The following is a 25275-nucleotide window of genomic DNA, read 5'->3' as shown; positions in this document are numbered from 1 at the left end:
ACAATGGACCTGATTACCAACCTCTCGATCGGCTTCGGCGTGGCCTTCACCGCGCAGAACCTTGTCTATGCCTTCGTCGGCTGCCTGCTGGGCACGCTGATCGGCGTGCTGCCGGGCATCGGCCCCGTCGCGACGATCGCGATGCTGCTGCCCGCCACCTACGCGCTGCCACCCGTGTCGGCGCTGATCATGCTGGCCGGCATCTACTACGGCGCGCAGTACGGCGGTTCGACCACCGCCATTCTGGTCAACCTGCCAGGTGAATCGTCGTCGGTGGTGACCGTGATCGACGGCTACCAGATGGCGCGCAAGGGGAGGGCCGGGCCGGCGCTCGCCGCGGCGGGCCTGGGCTCGTTCTTCGCGGGCTGCGTCGGCACGCTCATCCTGGCCGCCTTCGCACCGCCGCTGACCGAGCTGGCCTTCAAGTTCGGCCCGGCCGAATACTTCTCGCTGATGATCCTGGGCCTGATCGGCGCCGTGGTGCTGGCCTCGGGTTCGCTGCTCAAGGCCATCACGATGATCCTGCTCGGGCTGGCGCTGGGGCTCGTGGGCACCGACGTCAACTCGGGCGTGGCGCGCTACAGCTTCGACATTCCCGAGCTCACCGACGGCATCGGCTTCATCGCGATCGCGATGGGCGTGTTCGGCTACGGCGAGATCATCGCCAACCTGGCCGTGCCCGAGCACGAGCGCGAGGTGTTCACCGCCAAGGTCAAGGGCCTGTGGCCCACCAAGGAAGACTTCCGGCGCATGACGCCCGCCGTGCTGCGCGGCACGGCACTCGGTTCCGCACTGGGCATCCTGCCGGGCGGCGGCGCGCTGCTGTCGGCCTTCGCGGCCTACACCATCGAGAAGCGCATCAAGCTCAAGCAGGGCGAGGTGCCCTTCGGCAAGGGCAACATCCGCGGCGTGGCGGGGCCGGAGTCGGCCAACAACGCCGGTGCGCAAACGTCGTTCATTCCGCTGCTGACGCTGGGCATTCCGCCCAACGCCGTGATGGCGCTGATGGTCGGTGCGATGACCATCCACAACATCCAGCCGGGTCCGCAGGTGATGACCAGCAACCCCGAACTCTTCTGGGGCCTGATCGCCTCGATGTGGATCGGCAACCTGATGCTCATCGTGCTGAACCTGCCGATGATCGGCATCTGGATCAAGCTGCTGACCATTCCCTACAAGTGGCTCTTTCCGTCGATCGTGCTGTTCTGCGCGGTGGGCGTGTACTCCGAGAACAACAACACCTTCGACGTGTGGATGGTCGCGATCTTCGGCATCGTGGGCTACCTGTTCCTCAAGCTCAAGTGCGAGCCCGCGCCGCTGCTGCTGGGCTTCATCCTCGGGCCGATGATGGAAGAGAACCTGCGCCGCGCGCTGCTGCTGTCGCGCGGCGACTGGAGCGTGTTCGTCATGCGTCCGCTGTCGGCGGGGCTGCTGGCCGCGGCGGCGCTGCTGCTCATCGTGGTGCTGCTGCCTTCGGTGAAGGCCAAGCGCGAAGAAGCCTTCATCGAGGAGTGACGCGGCGGTGGCGCGGCGTCGTCAGGGCCGCGTCACCCGCCGAACAGGCGCCGCATCCATCCCATCTTGACCTGCCCCGCCGCGCCGCCTTGCTGCACCGCCTTGCGCACCTGCGCATGCACCAGCACTTCCGCAGATGAATCCGTGGTGTGCAGGTGCGCCTTCACGGTCGGCACGTACGCGCCGTCTTCATGGCGGATGTGGTTGAACAGCCAGCGCGAGAGCATGTCGTGCAGCTCGGCCAGCACCTCTTCGCCGTGCTCGAAGCGCGCGCGGAACTCGGTGACGCGGCGCACGAAGATCTCGTGCACCTTCCGGTGCGGACCCGTGAAGGGGTAGCCCGCGTCCTCGATCATGGCCTCCTCGAACGCGAAGTGCGAGGCGGTGTAGTCGATGGTCTCTTCGATGATCCGGCCGACGACCTTGCGGTCGTTCGTGCGGCGGGCGTCGTCCAGCGCATTGATGTACTGCACGATGCGCTGGTGCTGCGTGTCGATCTCATGGATCCCCGTATTGAGCTCGGTCTTCCATACAAGGTGGGCCATGGTCTTCAGAACTTTGCAGGTGGATGTAAAAGTCCAGTATCGGCAGCCGAAAGCGGCGCGCGGTTGATCTGAATCAAGCGCGTCGGTGCGGTGAAAGAGAAAGAAAGACAATCGGCCCGTGACGCCCGCCGAAGACCCCCAGAACCCGCCCTCTGCCGTGGAGCCCCGGCCGTTGCCGCTGGTCGTGCGCTGGCTGCTGATGGTCTTTGCCGCGCTGTGCCTGGTGCTGGCCGCCATCGGCGTGGTGGCACCGGGCATGCCGACCACGGTCTTCGTGCTGATGGCCGCCTGGGCCGCGGCGCGCAGTTCGCCGCGGCTGCACCGCTGGTTGCTGAACCACCGGCTCTTCGGCCCGCTGCTGCGCAACTGGGAAAACGGCCGCACGGTGAGCCGGCGCGCCAAGTGGAGCGCCACCGCGGCGATGGCGTTCTGCGCGGTCGTCATCGTATTGACGGCGCACAAGCCGTGGCTCGCGGGCGTCGCCATCGGCTCGATGGCGGTCGTGCTGACGTGGCTGTGGCGGCGGCCGGAGCCGCCGCAGGGCGGCTGATCAGCCCTTGGCCAGCTCGGCGCAGATCGCCGGGTTCCAGTGGAAGCTGCGCGCCTTGTAGGCCGTGTCGAAGATCACCTTGTAGCGGCAGCTCGTGGCGCCGCCGCCCGAGCGGAAGTGAAAGACGTAGTCCCACTCGCGCACGGCCGCCATGCCTTCGTCGAAGTGCGGGCGGCCGATGAGCGCGTACAGCTGGTCCTTGGTGGCACCGGGGCCGATGGCGCGCAGGTTCTCGCGGTTCGGAAAGCTGCCTTCGGTCTGCCACGTTTGCTGCTGGTCGGCGCCGGGCCAGACGAGTTCGGCGGCCTTGCCGTCGCCGTCGATACCGCGGCTCACGTACGAGGTGCAGCCGGCGAGCGTGAGCAAGGCCAGCAGCGCGGCGGTGGGCAGAAAAAAGGTGCGTGTCATGAAGGAAGAATGCGTGGGGCCTGGAGCGGTGGCGGTGCTGTGGTTCATGCGGCTCACCACTGGAAGCCCGCACCGGCCGAGACGCCGACGTTGCCGCGCGAGTTGGCCGAGCCGGTGAACTTCATCACCCACTTGCCGTTGTCCGAGATGCTCGAGAAGCCGACCGCGAGCGCGCTCTGGCCCTCGTAGCCGGCGATGCCGGCCGCGATCATGTTCTTGCCCGGCATGTAGGCCTGCGGCATGCCGGCCATGGCCATCGCACCGGCGGTGCCGGCGTTGGCGTCGCGCTGGTTCACGCGGATGGCGTCGCGCCACTGCGCACTCTGTGCGTTCAGCTGGTTCACGTTCACGGCGTCGGTGCCGGCCACGCCGGGCGCCACGTTGGACACGGTGGTGCCGTTGGGCGCCTGTCCGTTGCCCAGCACGATCTGGTTGTGGTTCACGCTGCCGTCCACGTTGGTCACGTAGTTGACCGCGCCGGCCTGCACGGCCTGCAGCTGGCGCACGTTGACCGCGTCGGTGGCCTGCGTGCCGCCCGCCACATTGGTGATCTGCCGTTCGCCGCCCGCGCTGCCGATCGAGACCGCGCCCTGCGTGGAGCCCACGGCGATGTTCGAGAAGCGCTCTTGCTGGCCGCCCATGCCCGCGCGGTCGGCGACGGCGCCGGCGCCGAGTGCCACGCCGTTGACGGCGCTCGCCGTCGCGCCCGTGCCGATGGCCACGGCGGAGGCGGCCGAGGCCGTGCTCTGGCGGCCCACGGCCACGGCCGATTCGGCGCCCGCGGTGGCGCGGTCGCCCACGGCCACCGCGCTGTCGGCCAGCGCCTGCGTGTTCGCGCCCAGCGCGGCGGCGTTGATGCCGTCGGCGATTGCCTTGTCGCCGGCGGCGAGGCTGCTCTTCTTGCGTGCCTGCGTGTTGGCGCCGAGCGCGGTCGAATTGATGTCGCTCGCGGTGGCGCGGTCGCCCACTGCGACGCTGCTGGTGGCCACGGCCGTGCTGTTGGCGCCGATGGCGGTGGCGTTGGTGCCGAAGGCCTGGGCCACGTTGCCCACGGCCGTGCTGCTGACGCCCGCGGCCACGGTGGTGGAGCCGATGGCGGTGGCGTAGGTTTCGGTGGCGCGTGCGTCGGAGCCCGCCGCCACGCTGCCGAAGCCGGTGGCCTTGGCAGCCGTGCCGCCGAGCAGCAGCGCGTCGCCGCCGAGGTTGCCGCTCACCATGCCTTGCAAGGCCGCGGCATCGGGGCCGCCGTTCACGGGGTCGGTCGGCACGCCGGTGATGAGCGCGAAGCCGCCGCTGGCGTTGGGCACCTGGCAGGCCCACGTGGGACCGGCGCCGCCCGAGCTGCAGACCGCGCCCGAGCCGGTGGTGTAGCTGGTGCCGCCCAGGCTCACATCGGCCCAGGCCGACGGGCCTGCGAGGCCGGCGGCCAGTGCGAGCACGGCGCCCGCGATGCCTCGGGTTTTCTTCTTGCAGACGAATGCGGCGCGCGCACCGCCCCCCACGTGCTGTGTGACGTGTTCCATGGTTCTCTCTTCTCCCTGAGATGGCGCCTGATGGCGCGCTTGATGTGTGACGCTTCGACTGTATGAACCGCAGGGCGCGTGAACCTAGGACCTAATTCACAATAAATGTGAAGGTACCGAAAGCAAATGTTGCTTTCCATCGCGCATTCACACTTCAGGAGATCGCATGAAACCCCAGCCCATCGAGCACGCCGCCGCTTCCGACGAGGTCCGCGCGGTGTTCGACGACATCAAGGCCTCGCGCAACGTGCCCGACGTCAACAATTTCTGGAAGTACCTGGCCAACGACCCGGCCACGCTCAAGCGCACCTGGGCCAGCCTCAAGGAGGTGATGGCGCCGGGCGCGCTCGACCCGGTGGTCAAGGAAATGATCTACCTCGCGGTGAGCGTCACCAACAACTGCGGCTACTGCATCGCGAGCCACCACGCGGGCGCGGAAAAGGCCGGCATGACGCCGGCCATGTTCGCCGAGCTGATGGCCGTGGTGGGCATGGCGAACGAGACGAACCGGCTGGTGAACGGCTACCGCGTGCCGATCGACCCGGCGTTCGACAAATAAGCCCGTTCACCCGATCGTCATCAGGCTCGCATTGCCGCCGGCCGCGGCCGTGTTGACGCTCAGCGCGCGCTCCAGCACCAGGCTTTCGAGCGGAATGCCGGTGTCGCCGGGCGCGAAGCCGCGCACGCCGACGATGGGGCCGGGCCGCGCCGCCACCTGCTGCAGCACGCCGGCAAGGTGGCTGGCGTCGCCGTGGTGCAGCACGGCATCGAAGACCACGGTAGGCGCGCGCCAGTCGTTGGCGAGCACGACCGCGTGGCGCGCCTCGTCGGGCAGCGCGGCCAGCAGCGCGTGCGCGCCGGGCGCGTCGGCGGGCCAGATGGCGGTGCTGCCGACAGACAGCACGGCCGCCAGCTGCACGAGCCGGTCGGCCTGCGCATCGGCGAGGCACAGCACGGCCTCGCGCGGCTGCAGCGTGTAGACGTTGCGCTCACCGGTCGGGCCGGCCAGCGTGCGTGCGCGGCCGACGTGCGCCAGCCCTGCGAAGCGGCGGCACTGCGCGGCCAGCGCGTCGCGGCCCGTGTCGCGCGCCCAGCCTTCGAGCGCCGCGAGGCCGGCCGATGGTGAGACGGGGACGTCGTCCGCCACGGCGCGCGCCAGCACGTCGTCGGGCCGCGCCGACAGCAGGCGCGCCATGTACAGCGGCCCGCCGGCCTTCGGCCCGGTGCCCGACAGTCCTTCGCCGCCGAAGGGCTGCACGCCCACCACGGCGCCGACCATGTTGCGGTTCACGTAGACATTGCCGGCCTGTGCCTGCGCCACCACCTGCGCAATGGTCTCGTCGATGCGCGTGTGCACGCCCAGCGTGAGGCCGTAGCCGCTGCCGTTGATCTGGCCGATGAGCGCGCCCAGGTCGCGGCGGCGGTAGCGCAGCAGGTGCAGCACGGGGCCGAACACCTCGCGCTGCAGCTCGCCCAGGTGCTCCAGATCGACCAGCGTGGGCAGCACGAAGGTGCCGTGGCGCGTGTCGTGGCCGAACTCGCGGCCCTGGCGGAACACGCGCCGGCCGCGCCCGCGCATGCCGGCGATGTGGCGCTCGATGCCGTCGCGCGCCTCGTCGTCGATGACGGGGCCCACGTCCACCGCGAGCCGCGCGGGGTTGCCGATGCAGCTCTCGGCCATCGCGCCCTGCAGCATCGCCACGAGGCGGTCTGCCGCTTCTTCCTGCACGCACAGCACGCGCAGCGCCGAGCAGCGCTGGCCGGCGCTGTCGAAGGCCGAGGCCATCACGTCGGCCACCACCTGCTCCACCAGCGCGGACGAGTCCACGATCATCGCGTTCTGCCCACCGGTCTCGGCGATCAGCGGCACCGGTGCGCCGTGCGCGCCGAGCCGCGTCGACAACGTCTTCTGCAGCAGGCGCGCGACCTCGGTCGAGCCCGTGAACATCACGCCCTGCACGCGCGCGTCGCCGACCAGCGCGGCGCCGACGGTCTCGCCGCGCCCCGGCAGCAGCTGCACCGCCGCGCGCGGCACGCCGGCCTCCCACAGCACACGCACCGCCTCGGCCGCGACCAGCGGCGTCTGCTCGGCCGGCTTGGCCAGCACGGGGTTGCCGGCCGCGAGCGCGGCGGCCACCTGGCCGGTGAAGATCGCGAGCGGAAAGTTCCACGGGCTGATGCACACCACCGGCCCGAGCGGGCGGTGCGTGGCGTTGGCGAAATCGGTGCGAGCCTGCGCCGCGTAGTAGCGCAGGAAGTCGACCGCCTCGCGCACCTCGGCGATGGCGTTGGCGCCGCTCTTGCCGGCCTCGCGCATCAACAGGCCGAGCAGGCGCGGCTGCTGCGCTTCGAGCGATGCGGCGGCACGGTCGAGGGCGGCGGCGCGCTCGGCGGGCGGCGTGGCGGCCCACGCGGTGGCGACGGCTTCGGCCTGCGCAATGGCCGAGGCCACGTCGCCCGGCACCGCATCCTGCACCTGGCCGACGAGGTCGCGGCGGTCGGCGGGGTTGCGCACCTCGGTCCAGCTGCGACTGGCTTCGTCTTCGGCGCGTGGCGCGGCGAGCATCGGCGTGGCGCGCCAAGGCTCGCTCGCGCTGGCCTGCAGCGTGGCGGCGAGCGCATGCAGCGTGGCTTCGCTCGCGAGGTCCAGGCCCTGCGAGTTGGCGCGCTGCGTGCCGTAGAGCGCGGCCGGCAGCGGAATGGCCGCGTGCGGCAGGCCCATCGCGCCTTCCTGCGCGGCCATGCGCTCGACGGTCGCGACCGGGTCTTCCACCAGCGTGTCGAGCGGAATCGACGCATCGGCGATGCGGTTCACGAACGAGGTGTTGGCGCCGTTCTCCAGCAGCCGCCGCACCAGGTAGGCCAGCAGCGTCTCGTGCGTGCCCACCGGCGCGTAGATGCGGCAGGGCCGCCCGAGCGGGCCCACCACCTGCTCGTACAGCGGCTCGCCCATGCCGTGCAGGCACTGGAACTCGTACTGGCCCGGCGTGTAGCGCGACGGGTCGGCCATCGTGTAGATCGCGGCCAGCGTGTGGGCGTTGTGCGTGGCGAACTGCGGGTACACCGCGTCGGGCGCATCGAGCAGGCGGCGCGCGCACGCGAGGTACGACACATCGGTGTAGGCCTTGCGCGTGTAGACCGGGTAGCCCGCGAGACCGTCGAGCTGCGCGCGCTTGATCTCGCTGTCCCAGTAGGCGCCCTTCACCAGGCGCACCATGAGCCGGTGGCCGCTGCGGCGCGCGAGGTCGATCACCCAGTCGATCACGAAGGGGCAGCGCTTCTGGTAGCCCTGCACCACGAAGCCGATGCCTTGCCAGCCCGCCAGCGCGGGCTCGAAGCACAGGCGCTCCAGCAGGTCGAGCGAGAGCTCGAGCCGGTCGGCTTCTTCGGCGTCGATGTTCAGGCCGATGTCGTAGTGCAGCGCCAGCAACGCCAGGTCGCGCAGCACCGGGTACAGCTCGGCCATCACGCGCGTGTACTGCGCGCGGCTGTAGCGCGGGTGCAGCGCCGACAGCTTGATCGAGATGCCCGGCCCGCCGTACACGCCGCGCCCGTTCGAGGCGCGGCCGATGGCGTGGATGGCGTCTTCGTAGGCCGCGCGGTAGCGGCGCGCGTCGTCGGCCGTGAGCGCGGCTTCGCCGAGCATGTCGTACGAATAGCGAAAGCCCTGCGCCTCGAGCGTGCGCGCATGCGCCAGCGCCTGGGCGATGGTTTCGCCGGTGACGAACTGCTCGCCCATCATGCGCATCGCCATGTCCACGCCCTTGCGGATCAGCGGCTCGCCGCCCTTGCCGATCAGCCGCGTGAGCGTGGCCGACAGGCCCGTCTCGCTGTGCGTGGCCACCAGCCTGCCCGTGAGCAGCAGGCCCCACGTGGCGGCGTTGACGAACACCGACGGGCTGTGCCCCGCGTGCGCCTGCCACTGACCCTGCGCGATCTTGTCGCGGATGAGCGCGTCGCGCGTGTCGGCGTCGGGAATGCGCAGCAGCGCCTCGGCCAGGCACATCAGCGCCACGCCTTCCTGCGACGACAGCGCGTACTCCTGCAGCAGGCCCTGCACCAGGCCCGAGCGGCCGCCGCCGTTTTTGCGCTGGCGCAGCTGGTGGGCGATGCGATGGGCGAGGGCGTGGGCTTCGGCGGCCTGGTCGGCCGGCAGCCGCGCCTGCGCGAGCAGCGGCTGCAGTGCCTCCGATTCGGGCGGCCGGCAGGCGGCCGTGATGCGGGCGCGCAGCGCGGACGGCGCGGCGGGGCCGTCGGCGAAGGTGACGAAGGTCGAGGGCAGGGGGGGGGGGTCGTTGGCGCTCATGGTGCGTCGGTGGTGGTGATGTGTTGGATGATTTCAGCGATAGGCATGAATATTTCTCCAAAGAACAGTCACTTCGACGAGCAAGTCTCTGCGGACTGGACGACCGGCTTTCGCCCCGGGGTTGACGAAATTTCTATTTCATTGGATATTTAATCCAATATGAAAGAAGAATCAGCGTCACCCCCCAGCCTCAACGACCGCATCGCCCAGCGTGTGCGCGCCCTGCGCGCCGCGCGCGATCTCTCGCTCGACGCCCTGGCCACGCACTGCGGCGTCAGCCGCTCCATGATCTCTCTGATCGAGCGCGGCGAGAGCAGTCCGACGGCCGTGCTGCTCGAAAAACTCGCGACCGGCCTGGGTGTGCCGCTGGCCTCGCTGTTCGAGTCCGACGCGCCCACCGCCAGCCCGGTGTCGCGCCGCGCCGACCAGCTCGAATGGCGCGATCCGCATTCGGGCTACCTGCGCCGCAACGTCTCGGCCGGCGGCGACGCCTCGCCGATCCAGATCGTCGAGGTGCTGTTTCCGCCCGGCGCGCGCGTGGCCTACGAAACCGGCGCGCGCGAGCCGCGCATACACCAGCAGGTGTGGGTGCTCGAAGGCTGCATCGAACTCGCGGTCGGCGACCAGCAACACCGGCTCGAGGCCGGCGACTGCCTGGCGCTCGTGCTCGACCGGCCGACGAGCTACTTCAACCCCACCCGCGAGACGGCGCGCTACGCGGTCGTCATCACCAGCGCGCCTTCTCACGCCAACCGGAAATGACCATGACTGCTGCCACCACCACCCCGCGCCTGCGCGCCCTTTCTTCCGTGACCGAGGCCGAGCTGAACGCGCTGGCCGACGTGCTCATCGACTGCGTCGAAGGCGGCGCCTCGGTGAGCTTCATGCAGCCGCTCACGCCCGAGCGCGCGCGGGCCTTCTGGCGCCACGTGGCCGACGGCGTGGCGCGCGGCGAGCGCGAGCTGCTCGTGGCCGAGGACGACGCGGGCATCGTCGGCACCGTGCAGCTGGTGCTGGCGCAGCCCGAGAACCAGCCGCACCGCGGCGAGGTCGCGAAGATGCTGGTGCACCGCCGCGCGCGCCGCCACGGCCTCGGCGCGCTGCTGATGAAGGGTGCCGAACAGCGTGCGCGCGACCACGGCAAGACCCTGCTGGTGCTCGACACTTCCAGCCCCGAGGCCGAGCGGCTGTACACCCGCTGCGGCTGGCAGCGCGTGGGCACCATCCCCGGCTACGCGCTGCTGCCCGACGGCACGCCGTGCGGCACCACCTACTTCTATCGCGCGCTCGGCGACTGACGGCCGTGCGGTCTACAGTCGGCCGGTCCTTTCATTTCCCGTCGTCATGAAACACCCCTTCGCCGAACTGATCGACCTGCACTGCGAGCAAGCCTCCGCCGGCGCCAGCACCATGACGCTGGTCGTCGCGCCGCAGCACCTGAACCCGCACGAGGTGGTGCACGGCGCCGTGCTGTATGCGCTGGCCGACACGGGCATGGGCACGGCGCTGTACCCCACGCTCGAGGCGGGCGAGATCTGCGCCACCATCGAGATCAAGATGAACTACTTCAAGCCCGTGTTCGAGGGCCAGGTCGTCTGCAGGACCACGCTGCTCAACCGCGGGCGCACCGTCGCCAACCTGGAATCGCGGCTGTACGTGGGCGAGGTGCTCGTGGGGATGGCGAACGGGAACTACGCGATCTTCCGGCGCAGCCGCGCCGAGGGCTGAGCGCTGTTCATGGCGTGACGCCGCAGGTGCGCTGACCTGGCGACGGCACGCGAACTGGCGCCACCGGCGTCGCCGCCCGCTTCGCGGCCGCCACATGCAGCAGCAGCGCCACCACCACCATCGCCACGCCGACGATCTCGCGGGTGGCGGGCGGCTTGCCCAGCGCCACGCCCATCAGCAACGCCGACACCGGCACGAAGTTCAGGAAGGCCGTGCCCGTGACCGCGCCGAGCGCGCGCACGCCGTGGTTGAAGGCCAGCACCGCGAGCGCCGACGGCATCAGCCCCACGTACAGCAGCACCTGCCACGACAGGCGCAGCCCCTGCGCGTCGGGCGCGGGCGAGGCGCCCAGCGCGGTCATGCCCACCGCCACGGCCAGCAGCAGCGGCCACGAAGCCAGCACCGTGAGCGCGGTGTAGTCCACCGTGTCGAGCGTCGGGAAGCGTGCCGCGCCGCGCGTGTAGACGACCCAGCCCAGCGTGCCGACGAAGGCGATGGCGTCGCCGAGCAGCGTGTCGTGCGACAGGCCTGCGCCGCCGGGCGACAGCAGCCCGGCCACCGTCGCCACACCGGCCAGCGCCAGCGCGGCGGTCAGCAGCGTCGTGCGCGTCGGGCGCACGCCGTCGAGCCACCAGCGCAGCAGCTGCGTGGTGATCGGCGTGGTGGCGATCAGCACCGCGCCGTGCGAGGGCACCGAGTGCGAGAGCCCGACGAACAGCAGGATGCTGAACACGCCGAAGCCCGCAAAGCCGTGCAGCGCCAGCGGCACCGCGTGCTGCCGCAGCTTGTGCCAGCCGCCGCTGCCGCGCAGGCCCAGCAGCGCGGCAAACACCAGCGCCGACAGGGTGTAGCGGATGAGCGTGAGCCACACCGGCGTCACGTGCTGCAGCACGCCCTTGCCGACGAGGAACAGGCTGCCCCAGCTGGCGGTGGCGAAGAGCAGGGCCGCAATGCCCGGCAGGCGTGAGGAAGGGGAGGACACGGGAAGGCCTTTCAAGAAAAAAGAGGGAGCGCGTGGCCTGAAGGATGGGGACGGCCCGCCGCGAAGGCCATTCGTTTCTTTGGACAGGGGCTTCCGAAAAAGCGAACGGACGACCGCGTCGCACGCGCTCACAATCCGCGGTCATGGAGCTGTACCAACTGAAGACCTTCGTTGCCATCGCGAAGGAGGGCAACCTGACCCGCGCCGCCGAACGCGTGTTCACCAGCGCCCCGGCCGCCAGCGCGCAGCTCAAGGCGCTCGAAGACGAACTCGGCGTGCGCCTGTTCGAGCGCACGCCGCGCGGCATGTCGCCCACCGCGGCCGGCCAGCGCCTGCTCGAAGAGGCCGAGCGCACCCTGGCCTCGGCGATGCGCATGCAGTCGGCCGCCGACCAGCTGCGCGGCGCGGCGCAGGGCGTGGTGCGCTTCGGCACGGTGGTCGATCCGGTGGCGCTGCGCCTGGGCAGCGTGCTGGTCACGCTGGCGCAGCGGCATCCGCAGGTCACGCTGCAACTCAAGCAGGGGCTGTCGTACGAAACCCTGGCCGCCGTGCAGCGCGGCGAACTCGACTGCGCCTATGTGCTCAGCGATGCCGAGCGGCTCGAAGGCTTCGAGCTGCGGCGCCTGGGCGTGGTCGACCTGGCCGTGGGCCTGCCGCTGGCGGTGGCGCAGGCGCACCCCGAGCTCACGCTCGCGCAGCTCACCGACCTGACCTGGGTCGGCACGCCGCCCTCGTGCATCCTGCGCGCGCACCTCGAGAAGCTCTTCGCCTCGGCCGGGCGCGACTACCGCCAGGGCGTCACCGCCGACGGCGAGAGCGCCATCCGCAGCATGGTCGCCAGCGGCATGGGCGCGGGCCTGATGCGGCTGGACCAGGCCGAGCAGGGCGAGCGCCAGGGCGAACTAAAGATCTGGAACGGTTGGCGCTCACACACCTGGCTGTGCTGGATCGCGCCGGCCGGCGGCCAGCGCTCGGCGGCGGTCGAGGCCGTGCGCGGCGCGGTGTTCGACGCCTGGGCGTGACCCGGGCCTGATCCGGGTCTGACGCCGCCCCGGATTTCCGCAGTGGCAGGCCGCGCCGGGGCCTGTCATCATTCGCGGCGCATGACTCACCAAGCTCCCGTCCCCCTCGCCGATCTGTTGAACCGCGCCAGACAGGCCCTGGCCACCCCGGACGGGGCGCTGCCCCCGGCCCCGCCCGCCACCGACGAGGCCGGCTGCGTGGTGTTCCTCGCGATGGGCGAGGGCGAAAGCCGCGCCCGCGTCGTCATGGGCCGCGGCCCCGACACCGAAGCTGCGTGGCAGGCCGCCGCCGAGGCGCTGGCCGTGAAGGCGAAGCGCGCCGAGCGGCCCGCGCAGCGGCTGCGCGCGGAGATCGTCGAGCACGCCACGCCGATGACCTGGGGCGAACTCAAGGCGCGGCTGGCGCAGACCAAGCGCAACTACTTCAACGAAGGCATCGCGCTCGACGCGCGCTTCGAGACCGCGCTGCTCGCGCAGGAGATGCACGGCAGCGCCGTGCTCTACAACGGCACGGTCGACCACGCGGAGCCCAACAACGGCAACCTGCGCACGCACACCAAGCGCCGCTTCGGCGACGAGCGCGACTTTCCCACCGACGACGCTGCGCCCGTGTGGTGCTTCACCACGCGCGCCGTGTACGTCGATGCCGAGGGCGCGTGGCCGCTCACGGCCGAAGGGCAGGCCGCGGGCTTTCGCACGCTCACCGACTGGAACGCGGCGCAGGTGCGCACGCTGGTCGATTCGGCCAGCGACTACCTGGCCGAACAGGTCAAGCCCACGGGCGAGTTCCACTACGGCTGGTTCCCGTGCTTCGACCGCGCGATTCCCACCTACAACACGCTGCGCCATGCCAGCTCCACCTACGCCATGCTCGAAGGCTGGGAGCTCACGCGCAGCGACGTGCAGAAGGCCGCCATCGACCGCGCGCTGGCCTTCCTGAGCCAGCGGCTGATCCGCCGCGCCACGCTGGCCGACGGCACGCAGGCCGCGTTCCTGGTCGACATCGGCAACGAGATCAAGCTCGGCGGCAACGCCGTGTGCCTGCTGGCGCTGGTGAAGTACACCGAACTCACCGGCGATGCGCAGTACCAGCCGCTGATGGAGCAGCTGGCGCTGGGCATCCGCTCCATGCAGGACCCCGAGACCGGGCGCTTCGTGCACGTGCTCAACCACCCGGGGCTCGACGTGAAGGAGCCTTACCGCATCATTTACTACGACGGCGAGGCGGCCTTCGGGCTGATGCGGCTGTACGGCCTCACGCGCGACGCGCGCTGGCTCGCGGTGGTCGAGAAGGCCTTCGAGCACTTCATCGCGGCGGGCCACTGGCGCGCGCACGACCACTGGCTGAGCTACTGCGTCAACGAACTCACGCGCTTCAAGCCCGAGACGCGCTACTACCAGTTCGGCCTGCAGAACATGGCGGGCCACCTGGACTTCGTGCTGGAGCGCATCACCACCTTCCCCACGCTGCTCGAGCTGATGATGGCCGCGCGCGAGATGGTGCTGCGGCTGGAAGCCGACCCGGCGCTGCGTCCGCTGCTCGCGGGGCTGGATCGCCACAAGTTCGACCGCGCGCTGGAGCACCGCGCGCGCTACCTCGCCAACGGCCACTTCTGGCCCGAGCTGGCGATGTTCTTCCGCCACCCCGACCGCATCGCGGGCTCGTTCTTCATCAAGCACCACAGCTTCCGCGTGCGCATCGACGACGTGGAGCACTACCTGTCGGGCTACGTGGCCTACCACCGCCTGCTCGAGGCGCGCGAGGCGCAGCAGCAGAGCGCGCAACTCACGCAGGCCACGGCCGAACCGGCCGCGCCGCGCGGTGCCGAGGGCATCGTGCTGTGGGGCGGCGACGTCAACCTGGGCCGGCGTCAGCACTACCGCATGCACGACCTCGGCGGCCCCGCCCGCATGCTCGGCGACATCGCCGCGCTGCGCGAGGCCGACCTGCGCATCGTGAACCTCGAATGCGTGGTCGCCACCACGGGCGAGCAGGGCGTCGAGAAGGACGAGGGCGGCCCTTATTACTACCGCGCGCGGCCCGAGATGCTCGCGGTGCTGACCGAGGCCGGCATCGACATGGTCGCCACGGCCAACAACCACAGCGGCGACTACGGCCCCGAGGCGCTGCTGGAGCAGCACGGGCTGCTGAACGCCGCTGCCATCGCCTTTGCCGGTACGGGGCCCGACCTCGACTCGGCGCTGCGCCCCGCCTTCCGGCAAGCCGGTGGGCTGCGCGTGGCGCTGTTCTCGCTCGACGCCACGCAGCCGCGCTTCGCCGCCACCGCGCAGCGCCCCGGCGCGGCCTGGCTGTCGCTCGACGACCCGGCGGCATGGCGCGCCACGCTCGCGCCGCGCATCGCCGCCGCGCGCCATGAAGCCGACGTGGTGCTGGTGGCCGTGCACTGGGGCGAGAACCTCGAGACCGCGCCCTCGCGCGCCGAGATCGCCGTCGGCCATGCCATCGTCGAAGCCGGTGCCGACGCGGTGCTCGGCACCTCGGCCCACGTGCTGCAGGGCATCGAGGTGCACCAGGGCCGGCCGATCCTGCACGACGCGGGCGACCTGCTGTTCGACGCCATCCGCAACGACCTCGCGGACTCCGGCGTGTTCTCGCTGCGCCTCGGGCCGCATGGCGTGGAAGAGGTGGTGTTCACGCCGGTGGGCGTGGGCTTCGGCTTCTCGCAGCAGCTCGCGGGTGAGGCGGCCGAAGCCGCCAGCGCGCGCTTCGCTGAACTGTGCCGCGCGCTCGGCACCGAGATGACGGCGCGGCCCGACGGGCGTTGCGCGTTGCAGCTGTCGCCGCCCGAACGCACCGCGCCGGCCGGGCGCCCGCCGCTGGCGCCGCTGTCGGCGTCGCGCCCGCCCGCGCTGGTCGGCCCCGTGCTCGCGCCCCGGCCCGAGTGGTCGGTCGATGCCGTGCCCGAGGACGCCAGGATTCGCCCGCTGCAGTTCGGCCCGCTGCGCCTCGTGGGCATCCGCCTCGCGCCGACGCAGATCATCGGGCGGCGCCTGCTGTGGGTCGAGTCGTTCTGGACCGCCGATGCGCCCGTGAGCGCCGACCTGCGCGTGCAGTTCCGCGCGCTGCCGATGCGCAGCACCACCATGCCGGCCTGGGGCGAGGCCATGGACCACGACCCCTGCGACTGGATGTGGCCCACCAGCCGCTGGACGCCGGGACGCATCTACCGCGACCGCTACGGCCTGCGCGCGCCGCGCCTGGGCCTGCTCGAGAACGACGTGCTGCAGATCGAGGTGCGCGTGCGCGGCAGCATGCCCGCCCTGCCGGGCGCGCGCCGGCTGCCCGTGTGGTGCGGCCTGCGCGTGCCGAAGTTTCCGACGCCGCTGCCCGAGCGCCCCGCGCCCGTGCTCGCCGCGCTGCGCCCCGGTGCCCCGGCGCAGCCGTCGCCCGTGTGGACCGCCGACGAACTGCAGCGCGTCACCGGCGGGCAGTGGCTGGTGCTGCCGCCTTCGGGCTGGTTCGTGAACGCGGTGGTGCGCGGACCGACGCACATGGCGCGGCTGCCGAAGCCGGCGCTGTTCATCGCGTCCGACTACCGCACGCTCGCCAGGCACGAGAACTACAGCAAGCCGCGCGCCGACAACCCCGACCGCCATGAAGACGTGCCCGTGCTGCAGCACGCGCTCGCGGGCGCCGTGGTCGCGCACCCGGTGGACGGGCTCGACCCGTCGTTCCCGCTGCTGCAGGTGGATGATCCGATCCGCGCCATGATCGACCTGGGCGTGGCCGCGCGTGCGCGCTTCCAGGGCCGTGTGGTGGGCGTGACCGGCACGGTCGGCAAGTCGTCCACCATCGCCATGCTGCGCGACCTGCTGCCCGAGGCGGCGCGCGTGCACACCACCATCGACAACTACAACTCGCGCGTGGGCGTGCCGGCGATGCTGGCCAACCTCGCGGCCGATGCCGACGTGTGCGTGCTCGAGATGGCGCAGAGCGCGCTGTGGATGGACCGCGGCCCGATCTCGCTCGTGGCGCGCCCGCACGTGGCCATCCTCACCGAGATCGGCCTGTCGCAGACCCGCCAGACCGCCACGCTCGAGCAGACGGCCGAGTTCAAGTCGCGCATCTTCCTGGGCCTGGAGCCCGGCGGCGTGGCCATCGTGCCCGACCACATCCCCTGCCTGATGCAGGTGGTGCGGGCGGCCGCGCGCACCGCGGGCGCCATCTGGGTGGTGGGCAGCAGCCCCGACGCCAACATCCGCATCGTCGACACGCGGCCCGAGCCCGACGGCGGTTGCCGCGTGCGCATCGCGCTGCCGGGGCGCACGGTCGAGTACCTGTTCCCGATCGCGAGCGCCGGGCTGGTGCGCAATTCGGCGCTGGCCTTTGCGGCGCTGCTGGCGCTGGGCTTCGATGCCGAGGCCGCGTGCGCGCGCATGCCCTTCGTGCGCCTGCCGGCCTCGGTGATGCAGCTGCGCCCGCTGCGCACGCAGGGCGGCGTGCAGGCCACGCTCATCGACGACAGCTGGAACGCCGAGGTCATGTCGATGCGCAACGCGATGGAGTTCGTGCGCACCTGCCAGCATGCGGCGCACGGGCCGGTGACGCGCAAGATCGGCGTGCTCGGACGCATCATCAACCTCGACAAGGAAGCCGAAGCGATGCACCGCAGCCTCGCCGCGCCGCTGCTGGCCTCGGGCATCCAGCACCTCGTGACGCACGGCGCCGAGATGCGCTGGCTGCGCGAGGAGGTGCCGGCCGAGCTGCTCGGCCCGCACTTCGAGGACGCCGCGCAGCTCACCGGCTACCTCGGCGAATTCCTGCGCGACGGCGACCTGGTGCTGGTGAAGGGCGACCGCCAGCAGTCCGACTTCGGCCTCATCTCCGAACTGCTGCAGAAGCTATGACCCCGCGCGCGCGCCTGGCCTGTGTGCTCCTTGCCCTCGTGCAGACGGCCTGCGCGCAGCGTGCCGATGCGCCGAAGGCCGCAGCGCCGCGAGAGCCCGCAGCCTCCGCGTCGGCCGAGGGCGCACTGCTGCACTGGAACCAGCCCGCCGTGCGCGCCAACTGCCCCGACCGCCCGGGCTTTCTCTGGGTGCAGGCGGTCGAGGGGCCGTCGTGCATCCGCTACTTCGCGAGCCGCGACATCGACGACGCGCGCATCGCCATCGTGCAGTTCTCGGGCGACCGCGACAGCGTGATGAACCTGTCGCCCACGCGCATCCCCGGCAACACCGAACCGCTGCGCACGCTCGACGCGCAAGCCGCGAGCGACCGCGCGGGCATGCCGTGGGTCTTCATGGCGCGCCCCGGCACCTACGGCTCGTCGGGCGACCACCGCCAGCGGCGCGAGGCGGTGGAGTTCCATGCGCTCGATGCGGCGCTCGAAGCGCTGATGCAGCGCCACCGGCTGCAGCGCGTGGTGCTCTTCGGCCACAGCGGTGGCGCCACGGCCGGCGCTGCGCTGCTCACGCTCGGACGCACGCGCGTGGCCTGCGCGGTGCTCACCTCGGGCGCCTTCGACCTGCTGGAGCGCGCGCGGCTGCTCGGCCGCTCGAAGAATGGGCGCACGGACACCACGGGCAGCATGCAGGTCTACGACCCGCTGGACCATGTGGCAGGCATCCCGCGCGACCCGCAGCGGCGCATCGTGCTCATCGGCAATCCCGGCGACCGCAACACGCCGTTCGCGCTGCAGCAGCGCTTTGCCGATGCGGTGGGCAAGGCAGGCCACCGCGTCGAAGTGATGACGCACGACGCCGAGCCACCGACCTTCCACGACCTCAAGGACCGCATCGGCCTGCGCACCGCATCGCAGTGCGCGCGCGAGGCGCTGCAGTCGCAAGCCCGATGATCGAAGCCCTCACTTCGCGCCCCTTCGGCGCCATGCCCGACGGCCGGCCCGTCACCGAATACACCCTCGACAACGGCCACGGCCTGCGCCTGAGCGCCATCAACCTCGGCGGCATCGTCACCGCGCTGCACGTGCCTGATCGGCAGGGGCGCAGCGCCAACGTGGTGCTTGGGTTGCCCTCGCTCGATGACTACCTGAAGCCGCACCCGCACTTCAGCACCATCGTCGGCCGCTACGCGAACCGCATCGCGGCGGGCCGCTTCACGCTCGATGGCACTGCTCACCAGCTGGGCCTGAACGACGGCGTGAACACGCTGCACGGCGGCGCCACCGGCTTCGGCAAGCGCTACTGGGAGATCGTGCCGGTGCCTCATGAACTCGCCCTCGAGCTGCGCTACACCAGCGCCGACGGCGAAGAGGGCTACCCCGGCGAGGTGCAGCTGACGGTGCGCTACACCTTGAGTGCCACGGCCAACACCTGGCGCATCGACTACCGCGCCACCACCGACCAGGCCACGGTGCTCAACCTGAGCCACCACGACTACTTCAACCTCGCGGGCAGCGGTTCGGTGATGGACCATGTGCTGACGCTGCCCGCGAGCCGCTACTGCCCGGTGGATGCCACGCTCATTCCGCTCGGGTTGGGCGAGGTGGCCGGCACGCCTTTCGATTTCCGCACGCCGACGCGCATCGGCGCGCGCATCCGCGACGGGCACGAGCAGCTGCTGCGCGCGCACGGCTACGACCACAACTGGGTGCTTGATCGCAGCGGTAACGGGCTGGCGCTGGCCGCGCGCCTCGCCCACGAGGCCTCGGGCCGCGTGATGGACGTGCACACCACCGAGCCCGGCGTGCAGTTCTATTCGGGCAACTTCCTCGACGGCAGCCTGCTCGGCAGCGCGGGGGCGAGCCTGCGCCAGGGCGACGGCCTGTGCCTGGAGACGCAGCACTTTCCCGACGCGCCGAACCGACCGGCGTTTGCGTCGACCGTGCTGCGCCCCGGCGAGGTGTTCGCCAGCACGACCGAGCACCGCTTCGGCATCGGCTGACCACGGATCAACGGGTCGGGCTTTGCACCGTCGCCGCGACGATCCGGCGTACCACCGGCAGCACCACGAGCAGCGAGGGAAACGCGGCCAGCCACGACACGCCCCATGCGGCCATCCACATCTGGAAGAGGCCCGAGGCCAGCCCCACGCTCTTGAGCGTGGAGATGCCCGCCACGATGCACGACATGAAGATCGACAGCAGGAAGGGCATGGCGATGCCCGCATAACGGGCCGGCAGTTTTCGGGTGGTCATGATGGGGCAAGCTCCTGGATGTGGTTGTTCAAGGTGCGCGGACGGGGTTGCAGCCCCTCTGAGTCGTCGGCGCCGATCACCGGCACGGTGGGTCTGTGTCGTCGTTTCATGGAATGATTCCTTCGTTTGTGGCCATGCGGCCTGCGACCGCGAGGCCTCGAAGATACGAACGGCAGGCGCCATCGGGAATCCACGCGCGCCGCCATAGACCTTCATCCAGACCGAGAGAATCCATGGACCAGATTCAGGACATCCGGGCCTTCGTGGCCATCGTCGACCACGGCAGCCAGAGCGCGGCGGCGCGGCAACTGGGGCGCTCGGTGCAGTCCATCAGCCGCTCGCTGAGCGTGCTCGAGCGCAGCCTGGGCGTGCAGCTCCTTCGCCGCACGACGCGGCAGTCGTCGGTCACCGAAGTGGGGCTGGCCTACCACCGCCGCGTGCAGGCCGCGCTGGCGGAGTTCGATGCGGCGGCCGTCGAGGCCAGCAGCCAGCTCGCCTCGCCGCGGGGCCTGCTGCGCGTGGCCGCGCCGGTGCAGTTCGCGCCGGCTTTCGTGGTGCCGCTGATCGGCGCGTTCATGCAGCGCTACCCGGACATGGAGGTCGAGCTCACGGCCTCCGACCGTTTCGTGGACCTGATCGAAGGCGAGCTGGACCTGGCCATCCGCATCGGCGAGCTGCCCGATTCCGAACTGGCGGCCAAGCCGCTCGGCGAGCTGCGGCTGGTGGTGTTCGGCTCGCCGGCGTACTTCGCGCGGCACGGGCGGCCGCAGCGGCCCGAAGACCTGGCCGACCACCAGTGCGTGGTGCGCACCACGCACGGCAGCGATGCGCACTGGCCCTTCACGGTCGACGGCAAGCTGCAGCGCGTCAAGGTGACGGGGCGCTTCCGGGCCGACAACACGGCCGCGATCTATGCGGCGGTGCTGAGCGGGCTGGGCTTGTTCTTCACGCCGCTGTGGCAGATCCGCGACCTGCTCGACAGCGGGCAGGCCGAGCTGGTGCTGACCGAGTTCGAGTCGCCGAGGATTCCGGTCCACGCGGTGTGGCCTTCATCCCGTGGCAGCTTCGCGCGGGCCCGGCTGTTCGCCGATTTCGCCGCGGCGCACCTGCCGTCGCTGCAGCCGCGCGAGGGCGCCTAGCCGGCGAACAGCGCCGCCGGCACGCCCGGGCTGTCGATGCGCACCGAGAAGAGCCCACCGGCCAGCGGCTCGCTCTTCAGTTGATCTTCGGTGCGGCCGTTGCGCGCTGTCGTGATGTAGAGCGTCTGCATATCCGCGCCGCCGAAGGCGCAGTCGGTCACGTTGCTCGCGGGCAGCGCGATGCGGCACAGCTCCGCGGCGCTCACCGGGTCGTGGCAGGTGACGCAGGCGCCGTCCCAGTGCGCGATCCACAGGCGGCCGGCCGCGTCGGTGGTCATGCCGTCGGGCAGGCCGTCGCCCTTCGGGAAGCGGTGCCACACGCGCTTGTTCGACACCGCGCCGGCGTCCATGTCGAAGTCGTAGGCGTACAGCTTGTTGATCGCCGTGTTGTTGAAGTACATGGTGCGGCCGTCGCCCGACCACGTCGGCCCGTTGGTCACCTCGAAGCCGTCGTCGTGCCGCGTGCAGTGGCCGTCGGCGTCGAAGCGGTAGAGCGCGCCGGTGGGCGCCTTGCAGTCGAAGTCCATGCTGCCGGCCCAGAAGCGGCCGCGGCTGTCGCACTTGCCGTCGTTGAAGCGGTTGCCGGTGCGCTCGGGCTCGGGCTGGTGCAGGTAGCGCGGCTTCGCGGTGTCGCCGGGCGCGGTGGTGTCGAACAGCGCGAAGCCGCGGCGCAGCGTGAGGAACAGGCCCGGCGCCGACGCGCGCTCGGAAATCGCGGTGATCTCTTCGTCAAAGTGCCAGGTGCGCTGCGCGCCCGTGGCCGGGTCGTAGCGGAACAGGCGCGGCTGCAGGATGTCGATCCAGTACAGCGCCTGCTCGCGCACCGACCACAGCGTGCCTTCGCCGAGGTCGGCGGCGGCCGGCCAGAGGCATTCGGGCGTGCCGAGCACGCGGGGCGCTGCGAGCGGCGAAGAAGGGGCGCTTGTCTCTTGCATGTTCATTTGTTCTTTCTGTCGGTCATGTCGCCTTGACGCGGCGGATCGTATCAAGGCATATTGATAATAGAAATTGAAAATAACTGCATTGATTGATATGTGTTTTGCAATGTCATGAGATGCCCCCTGGAGACCTTGTCCTTGAATTCCCCCCAGCTTTCCATCCATCCCAGCCTGAAGGGCCGCACCGTGTTCGTCACCGGCGGCGGCAGCGGCATCGGCGCGGCCATCGTCGCTGCTTTCGCGGCGCAGGGCGCGCGCGTGGCCTTCGTCGACATCGCGGAAGCCGCCAGCGCGGCGCTCGCCGCGCAGATCGCCGGGGCCGGCCACGCCGCGCCGTGGTGGCGCGCCTGCGACGTGCGCGACATCGGCGCGCTGCAGCAGGCCATGGCCGACGCGGCCGTTGAACTCGGCGACTTCGCGGTGCTGGTCAACAACGTGGCCAGCGACGACCGCCACACGCTCGCATCGGTCACGCCCGACTACTACGACAACCGCATGGCCATCAACGAGCGGCCTGCGCTGTTCGCGATCCAGTCGGTGGTGCCGGGCATGAAGCGCCTGGGCTTCGGTTCGGTGATCAACCTCGGCTCCACGGGCTGGCAGACCAAGGGCTCGGGCTACCCCTGCTACGCGATCGCCAAGTCGTCGGTGAACGGCCTCACGCGCGGGCTCGCGGTGGAGCTGGGCCGCGACCGCATCCGCATCAACACCGTGTCGCCCGGCTGGGTGATGACCGAGCGGCAGGTGGCGCTGTGGCTCGACGAGGAGGGCGAGAAGGCGCTGCACCGCAACCAGTGCCTGCCCGACAAGCTGATGCCGGAAGACATCGCGCGCATGGTGCTGTTCCTCGCATCGGACGACGCGAAGATGTGCACCGCGCAAGAGTTCACCGTCGATGCGGGTTGGACCTGATCAGTCCATCTCGAGCTTGCGGCCGTAGACGCTCATGCTCGCCGTCTTCAAGGCCTTCATCATCACCTTCGCGGCCGGCGACAGCAGCCGGTCGGTGCGCGTGATGATGCCGAAGGCGTCCATGTGGCAGGGCATGTCCAGCGGCAGCAGCGACACGATGCCGTGCGCCGCGTAGTAGCGCGCCACGTCGGTCGCCAGCACCGCGACCATGTCGCTTTGCTGCAGCATGCGCGTGATGAACAGCAGCGCCGGGCTCTCGATGATGTTGCCCGGCGGCGCCAGGCCTTCCTCCTGGAACATCAGCTCGAAGCGATGGCGCAGCACGCTGCCCGCGGGCGGCACGATCCAGCCGGCGCCCACCACGTCGCGCAGCGTGAGGCCGCTCACGCCCAGCAGCGGATGGCCGGGGCGCACCAGCGCGCACACGGGCTCCTCGGTGAGCGCCTCGTAGCGCAGCTGCGACTTGTCGTGTTCGGCGAACAGCCGCGCCACGAGGATGTCGAGCTTGCCCTGCTCGAGCCGCTCGAGCAGCACCGGGCTGGTCTCGATCTCCAGTGACACGCGCAGGTCGGGCTGCTCGCGCTTGACCATCGCCACGGCCGGCGGCATCAGCGTGAGGCCCGGCGCGGTGATGGCGCCCACGTTCACCTGGCCGAGGCGCCCGGCCTTCAGCGCGGTGAGCTCGTCGTGCGCCTGGTTCAGGCTGGCCAGTGCCACGCGGGCGTGGCGGATCATGGTCTCGCCGTACCAGGTGGGGCGCATGCCGCGCGGCAGCCGCTCGAACAGCGGCACCTCGAGCACGTCTTCCAGGTCTTTCAGCAATTTCGACGCGGCGGGCTGCGTCATGTTGAGCACCTGCGCCGCGCGGTGGATGTTGCCTTCCTCGGCCAGCGCCACCAGCAACAGCAGCTGGCGGGTCTTGAGGCGGGCGCGGATGAACCAGTGGTTGTAGGTGTTCATGAAGAGGGTGCGAACGAAGGTCTGACGGGGTTTTCCAGAATCCACCGATTGATATGCATTTTGTCTAAAAAACGATTGGATCGATATCGAAATCATTCCTAGACTTCCGCCCCAGTCCCATAACAACAGAGACAAGGCAACGCCACGGTGATCCACGGCGAGCTTCGGCAGAGCGTGCGCCAGTACATCAACGGCCGCTGGGAAACCAGCGCGACCACCGGTGTCAGCGTCAATCCATCGGACACCAGCGAAGTGGTGGCCGAGTACGCACGTGCCGACCGGCGCCAGGTCGAGCTGGCGATCCGCGCGGCCAGCGAGGCCTTCGTGCACTGGAGCCACAGCACGCCGCAGCGGCGCGCCGACGTGCTCGACCGCATCGGCGCCGAGCTGCTCGCACGCAAGGACGAGCTGGGCCTGCTGCTGGCGCGCGAGGTCGGCAAGACCCTGCCCGAGGCCGTGGCCGAGGTGGCGCGCGCGGGCCAGATCTTCAAGTTCTTCGCGGGCGAGGCCCTGCGCGGCGGCGGTGGCGAGAACGTGGCCTCGGTGCGCGCCGGCGTGCAGGTCGACGTGACGCGCGAGCCGGTCGGCGTGGTGGGCCTCATCACGCCGTGGAACACGCCCTTCGCGGTGCCGGCCTCGAAGATCGCCGCGGCGCTGGCGCACGGCAACAGCGTGGTCTTCAAGCCGGCCGAACTGGTGCCGGCCTGCGGCTGGGCGCTCACCGACATCATCGGCCGCGCCACGTTGCCGGCCGGCGTGTTCAACCTCGTGATGGGCAGCGGCCGCGAAGCGGGCCAGGCGCTGGTCGACAGCCCGCTGGTCGATGCGCTGAGCTTCACCGGCTCGGCCGCCAACGGCGAACGCGTGCTGCAGGCCGCGGCCGCACGGCGCGCCAAGGTGCAGCTGGAGATGGGCGGCAAGAACGCGCTGGTGGTGCTGGCCGACGCCGACCTGGACCGCGCCGTCGACTGCGCGGTGCAGGGCGCCTACTTTTCCAACGGCCAGCGCTGCACCGCATCGAGCCGCCTCATCGTCGAAGCCGCCGTGCATGACGCCTTCGTGGCGCAGCTGCGCCAGCGCCTGAAGACGCTGAAGATCGGCCACGCGCTGGAACGCGGCATCGACATCGGCCCCGTGGCCGACGAAGAGCGGCTGGCGCAGAACCTCGCGTGGATCGACATCGCGCGCGAAGAGGGCGCGGAGCACGTGTGGGGCGGCGAGGCGCTGCAGCGCGCCACCGCCGGCCACTACATGAGTCCCGCGCTCTTCCTGGCCCAACCCGAACACCGCATCGCGCGCGAAGAGATCTTCGGGCCGCTGGCCTGCGTGCTGCGCGCCGCCGATTACGACGAAGCGCTCGCGCTGTGCAACGACACGCCCTTCGGCCTGTGCGCGGGCATCTGTACCAATTCGCTCAAGCACGCGATGCACTTCAGGCGCCATGCCGTGGTCGGCATGACGATGGTCAATCTGCCGACCGCGGGGGTGGACTTTCATGTGCCCTTCGGCGGCCGCAAAGGGTCGGGCTACGGGCCGCGCGAACAAGGGCGCCACGCCGCGGAGTTCTACACGACGGTGAAGACCGGCTACATGCTGGCCTGACCGAACACATCACAGACTCATCAAGAA

21 protein-coding genes are annotated in these 25275 nt (G+C 70.6%); 13 read left to right on the top strand and 8 right to left on the bottom strand.

Going from position 1 to position 25275, the window contains the following annotated elements; all coding sequences use genetic code 11:
• Positions 1-3 precede the first annotated feature (3 nt).
• Positions 4-1515, top strand: coding sequence for a tripartite tricarboxylate transporter permease (locus AC07Y4_RS16080; RefSeq protein ID WP_487848045.1), 1512 nt, complete (start codon positions 4-6; stop codon positions 1513-1515).
• 32 nt (positions 1516-1547) lie between these two features.
• Here AC07Y4_RS16080 and AC07Y4_RS16075 read toward each other — a convergent pair whose 3' ends face one another.
• Positions 1548-2060 (bottom strand): bacteriohemerythrin, encoded by a 513-nt coding sequence (locus tag AC07Y4_RS16075; protein WP_447741205.1) that lies wholly within the window; start codon positions 2058-2060, stop codon positions 1548-1550.
• 118 nt (positions 2061-2178) lie between these two features.
• Here AC07Y4_RS16075 and AC07Y4_RS16070 point away from each other — a divergent pair, with 118 nt between their 5' ends.
• Positions 2179-2610: a YbaN family protein gene (locus AC07Y4_RS16070; RefSeq protein ID WP_487848044.1), complete on the top strand. Its 432-nt coding sequence runs from the start codon at positions 2179-2181 to the stop codon at positions 2608-2610.
• Here AC07Y4_RS16070 and AC07Y4_RS16065 read toward each other — a convergent pair whose 3' ends face one another.
• On the bottom strand, positions 2611-3018 hold the full coding sequence (locus AC07Y4_RS16065) for an outer membrane protein assembly factor BamE (RefSeq protein ID WP_487848043.1): 408 nt from the start codon (positions 3016-3018) through the stop codon (positions 2611-2613). It abuts the gene before it with no gap.
• 53 nt (positions 3019-3071) lie between these two features.
• Positions 3072-4541, bottom strand: coding sequence for a YadA family autotransporter adhesin (locus AC07Y4_RS16060; RefSeq protein WP_487848042.1), 1470 nt, complete (start codon positions 4539-4541; stop codon positions 3072-3074).
• Between the two features lie 166 nt (positions 4542-4707).
• On the opposite strand from AC07Y4_RS16060, the gene AC07Y4_RS16055 reads away from it, so the two are divergent.
• On the top strand, positions 4708-5100 hold the full coding sequence (locus tag AC07Y4_RS16055) for a carboxymuconolactone decarboxylase family protein (protein WP_062481171.1): 393 nt from the start codon (positions 4708-4710) through the stop codon (positions 5098-5100).
• 6 nt (positions 5101-5106) lie between these two features.
• On the opposite strand, the gene putA is transcribed toward AC07Y4_RS16055, so the two are convergent.
• On the bottom strand, positions 5107-8847 hold the full coding sequence (putA, locus tag AC07Y4_RS16050) for a trifunctional transcriptional regulator/proline dehydrogenase/L-glutamate gamma-semialdehyde dehydrogenase (RefSeq protein ID WP_495274824.1): 3741 nt from the start codon (positions 8845-8847) through the stop codon (positions 5107-5109).
• Between the two features lie 159 nt (positions 8848-9006).
• Between putA and AC07Y4_RS16045 the strand changes: the two genes are divergently transcribed.
• From AC07Y4_RS16045 to AC07Y4_RS16035, 3 genes are read left to right on the top strand one after another with little or no spacing between them, the layout of a single operon-like run.
• Positions 9007-9609 carry a helix-turn-helix domain-containing protein gene (locus AC07Y4_RS16045; protein WP_487848040.1) on the top strand — a complete coding sequence of 201 codons (603 nt, stop codon included), beginning with the start codon at positions 9007-9009 and terminating at the stop codon, positions 9607-9609.
• On the top strand, positions 9606-10145 hold the full coding sequence (locus tag AC07Y4_RS16040) for a GNAT family N-acetyltransferase (protein ID WP_062482412.1): 540 nt from the start codon (positions 9606-9608) through the stop codon (positions 10143-10145). Before AC07Y4_RS16045 ends, AC07Y4_RS16040 begins: the two co-directional genes overlap by 4 nt.
• 46 nt (positions 10146-10191) lie before the next feature.
• Positions 10192-10575, top strand: a complete 384-nt coding sequence (locus AC07Y4_RS16035) for a PaaI family thioesterase (RefSeq protein WP_307695542.1) — start codon at positions 10192-10194, stop codon at positions 10573-10575.
• A gap of 7 nt (positions 10576-10582) precedes the next feature.
• Here AC07Y4_RS16035 and AC07Y4_RS16030 read toward each other — a convergent pair whose 3' ends face one another.
• The gene (locus AC07Y4_RS16030) at positions 10583-11557 is read right to left on the bottom strand and encodes a DMT family transporter (RefSeq protein ID WP_495274823.1); all 975 of its coding nucleotides are present in this window, start codon (positions 11555-11557) and stop codon (positions 10583-10585) included.
• A gap of 143 nt (positions 11558-11700) precedes the next feature.
• Here AC07Y4_RS16030 and AC07Y4_RS16025 point away from each other — a divergent pair, with 143 nt between their 5' ends.
• The 4 genes from AC07Y4_RS16025 to AC07Y4_RS16010 all read left to right on the top strand — a co-directional run bounded on the left by AC07Y4_RS16025 (position 11701) and on the right by AC07Y4_RS16010 (position 19444).
• Positions 11701-12579 (top strand): LysR family transcriptional regulator, encoded by an 879-nt coding sequence (locus AC07Y4_RS16025; RefSeq protein WP_487848038.1) that lies wholly within the window; start codon positions 11701-11703, stop codon positions 12577-12579.
• Between the two features lie 81 nt (positions 12580-12660).
• A complete protein-coding gene (locus tag AC07Y4_RS16020; protein ID WP_487848037.1) occupies positions 12661-17448 on the top strand; it encodes a CapA family protein in 4788 nt (1595 codons plus the stop codon).
• Positions 17445-18395, top strand: a complete 951-nt coding sequence (locus AC07Y4_RS16015; protein WP_487848036.1) for an alpha/beta hydrolase family protein — start codon at positions 17445-17447, stop codon at positions 18393-18395. Before AC07Y4_RS16020 ends, AC07Y4_RS16015 begins: the two co-directional genes overlap by 4 nt.
• Positions 18392-19444, top strand: coding sequence for an aldose epimerase family protein (locus AC07Y4_RS16010; protein WP_487848035.1), 1053 nt, complete (start codon positions 18392-18394; stop codon positions 19442-19444). The genes AC07Y4_RS16015 and AC07Y4_RS16010 overlap by 4 nt, the downstream gene beginning before the upstream one ends.
• A gap of 7 nt (positions 19445-19451) precedes the next feature.
• On the opposite strand, the gene AC07Y4_RS16005 is transcribed toward AC07Y4_RS16010, so the two are convergent.
• Positions 19452-19697, bottom strand: coding sequence for a DUF2798 domain-containing protein (locus AC07Y4_RS16005; RefSeq protein WP_487848034.1), 246 nt, complete (start codon positions 19695-19697; stop codon positions 19452-19454).
• Positions 19698-19930: 233 nt separating this feature from the next.
• Between AC07Y4_RS16005 and AC07Y4_RS16000 the strand changes: the two genes are divergently transcribed.
• Positions 19931-20836, top strand: a complete 906-nt coding sequence (locus AC07Y4_RS16000; RefSeq protein ID WP_159273928.1) for a LysR family transcriptional regulator — start codon at positions 19931-19933, stop codon at positions 20834-20836.
• Here AC07Y4_RS16000 and AC07Y4_RS15995 read toward each other — a convergent pair.
• Positions 20833-21777, bottom strand: a complete 945-nt coding sequence (locus tag AC07Y4_RS15995) for an SMP-30/gluconolactonase/LRE family protein (RefSeq protein WP_159273929.1) — start codon at positions 21775-21777, stop codon at positions 20833-20835. The two genes, AC07Y4_RS16000 and AC07Y4_RS15995, sit on opposite strands and share 4 nt — an antisense overlap.
• A gap of 108 nt (positions 21778-21885) precedes the next feature.
• On the opposite strand from AC07Y4_RS15995, the gene AC07Y4_RS15990 reads away from it, so the two are divergent.
• Positions 21886-22686, top strand: a complete 801-nt coding sequence (locus AC07Y4_RS15990) for an SDR family NAD(P)-dependent oxidoreductase (protein ID WP_159273930.1) — start codon at positions 21886-21888, stop codon at positions 22684-22686.
• Here the strand turns inward: AC07Y4_RS15990 and AC07Y4_RS15985 are convergent, their stop codons facing one another.
• On the bottom strand, positions 22687-23646 hold the full coding sequence (locus AC07Y4_RS15985) for a LysR family transcriptional regulator (protein WP_062480583.1): 960 nt from the start codon (positions 23644-23646) through the stop codon (positions 22687-22689). It abuts the gene before it with no gap.
• Positions 23647-23793: 147 nt separating this feature from the next.
• On the opposite strand from AC07Y4_RS15985, the gene AC07Y4_RS15980 reads away from it, so the two are divergent.
• The gene (locus AC07Y4_RS15980) at positions 23794-25248 is read left to right on the top strand and encodes an aldehyde dehydrogenase family protein (RefSeq protein ID WP_062480581.1); all 1455 of its coding nucleotides are present in this window, start codon (positions 23794-23796) and stop codon (positions 25246-25248) included.
• The last annotated feature ends 27 nt before the right edge of the window (positions 25249-25275 follow it).

Source organism: Variovorax sp. GW460-12-1-14-LB1 (assembly GCF_059423605.1).
This window is presented reverse-complemented; position numbering and strand designations above follow the sequence as displayed.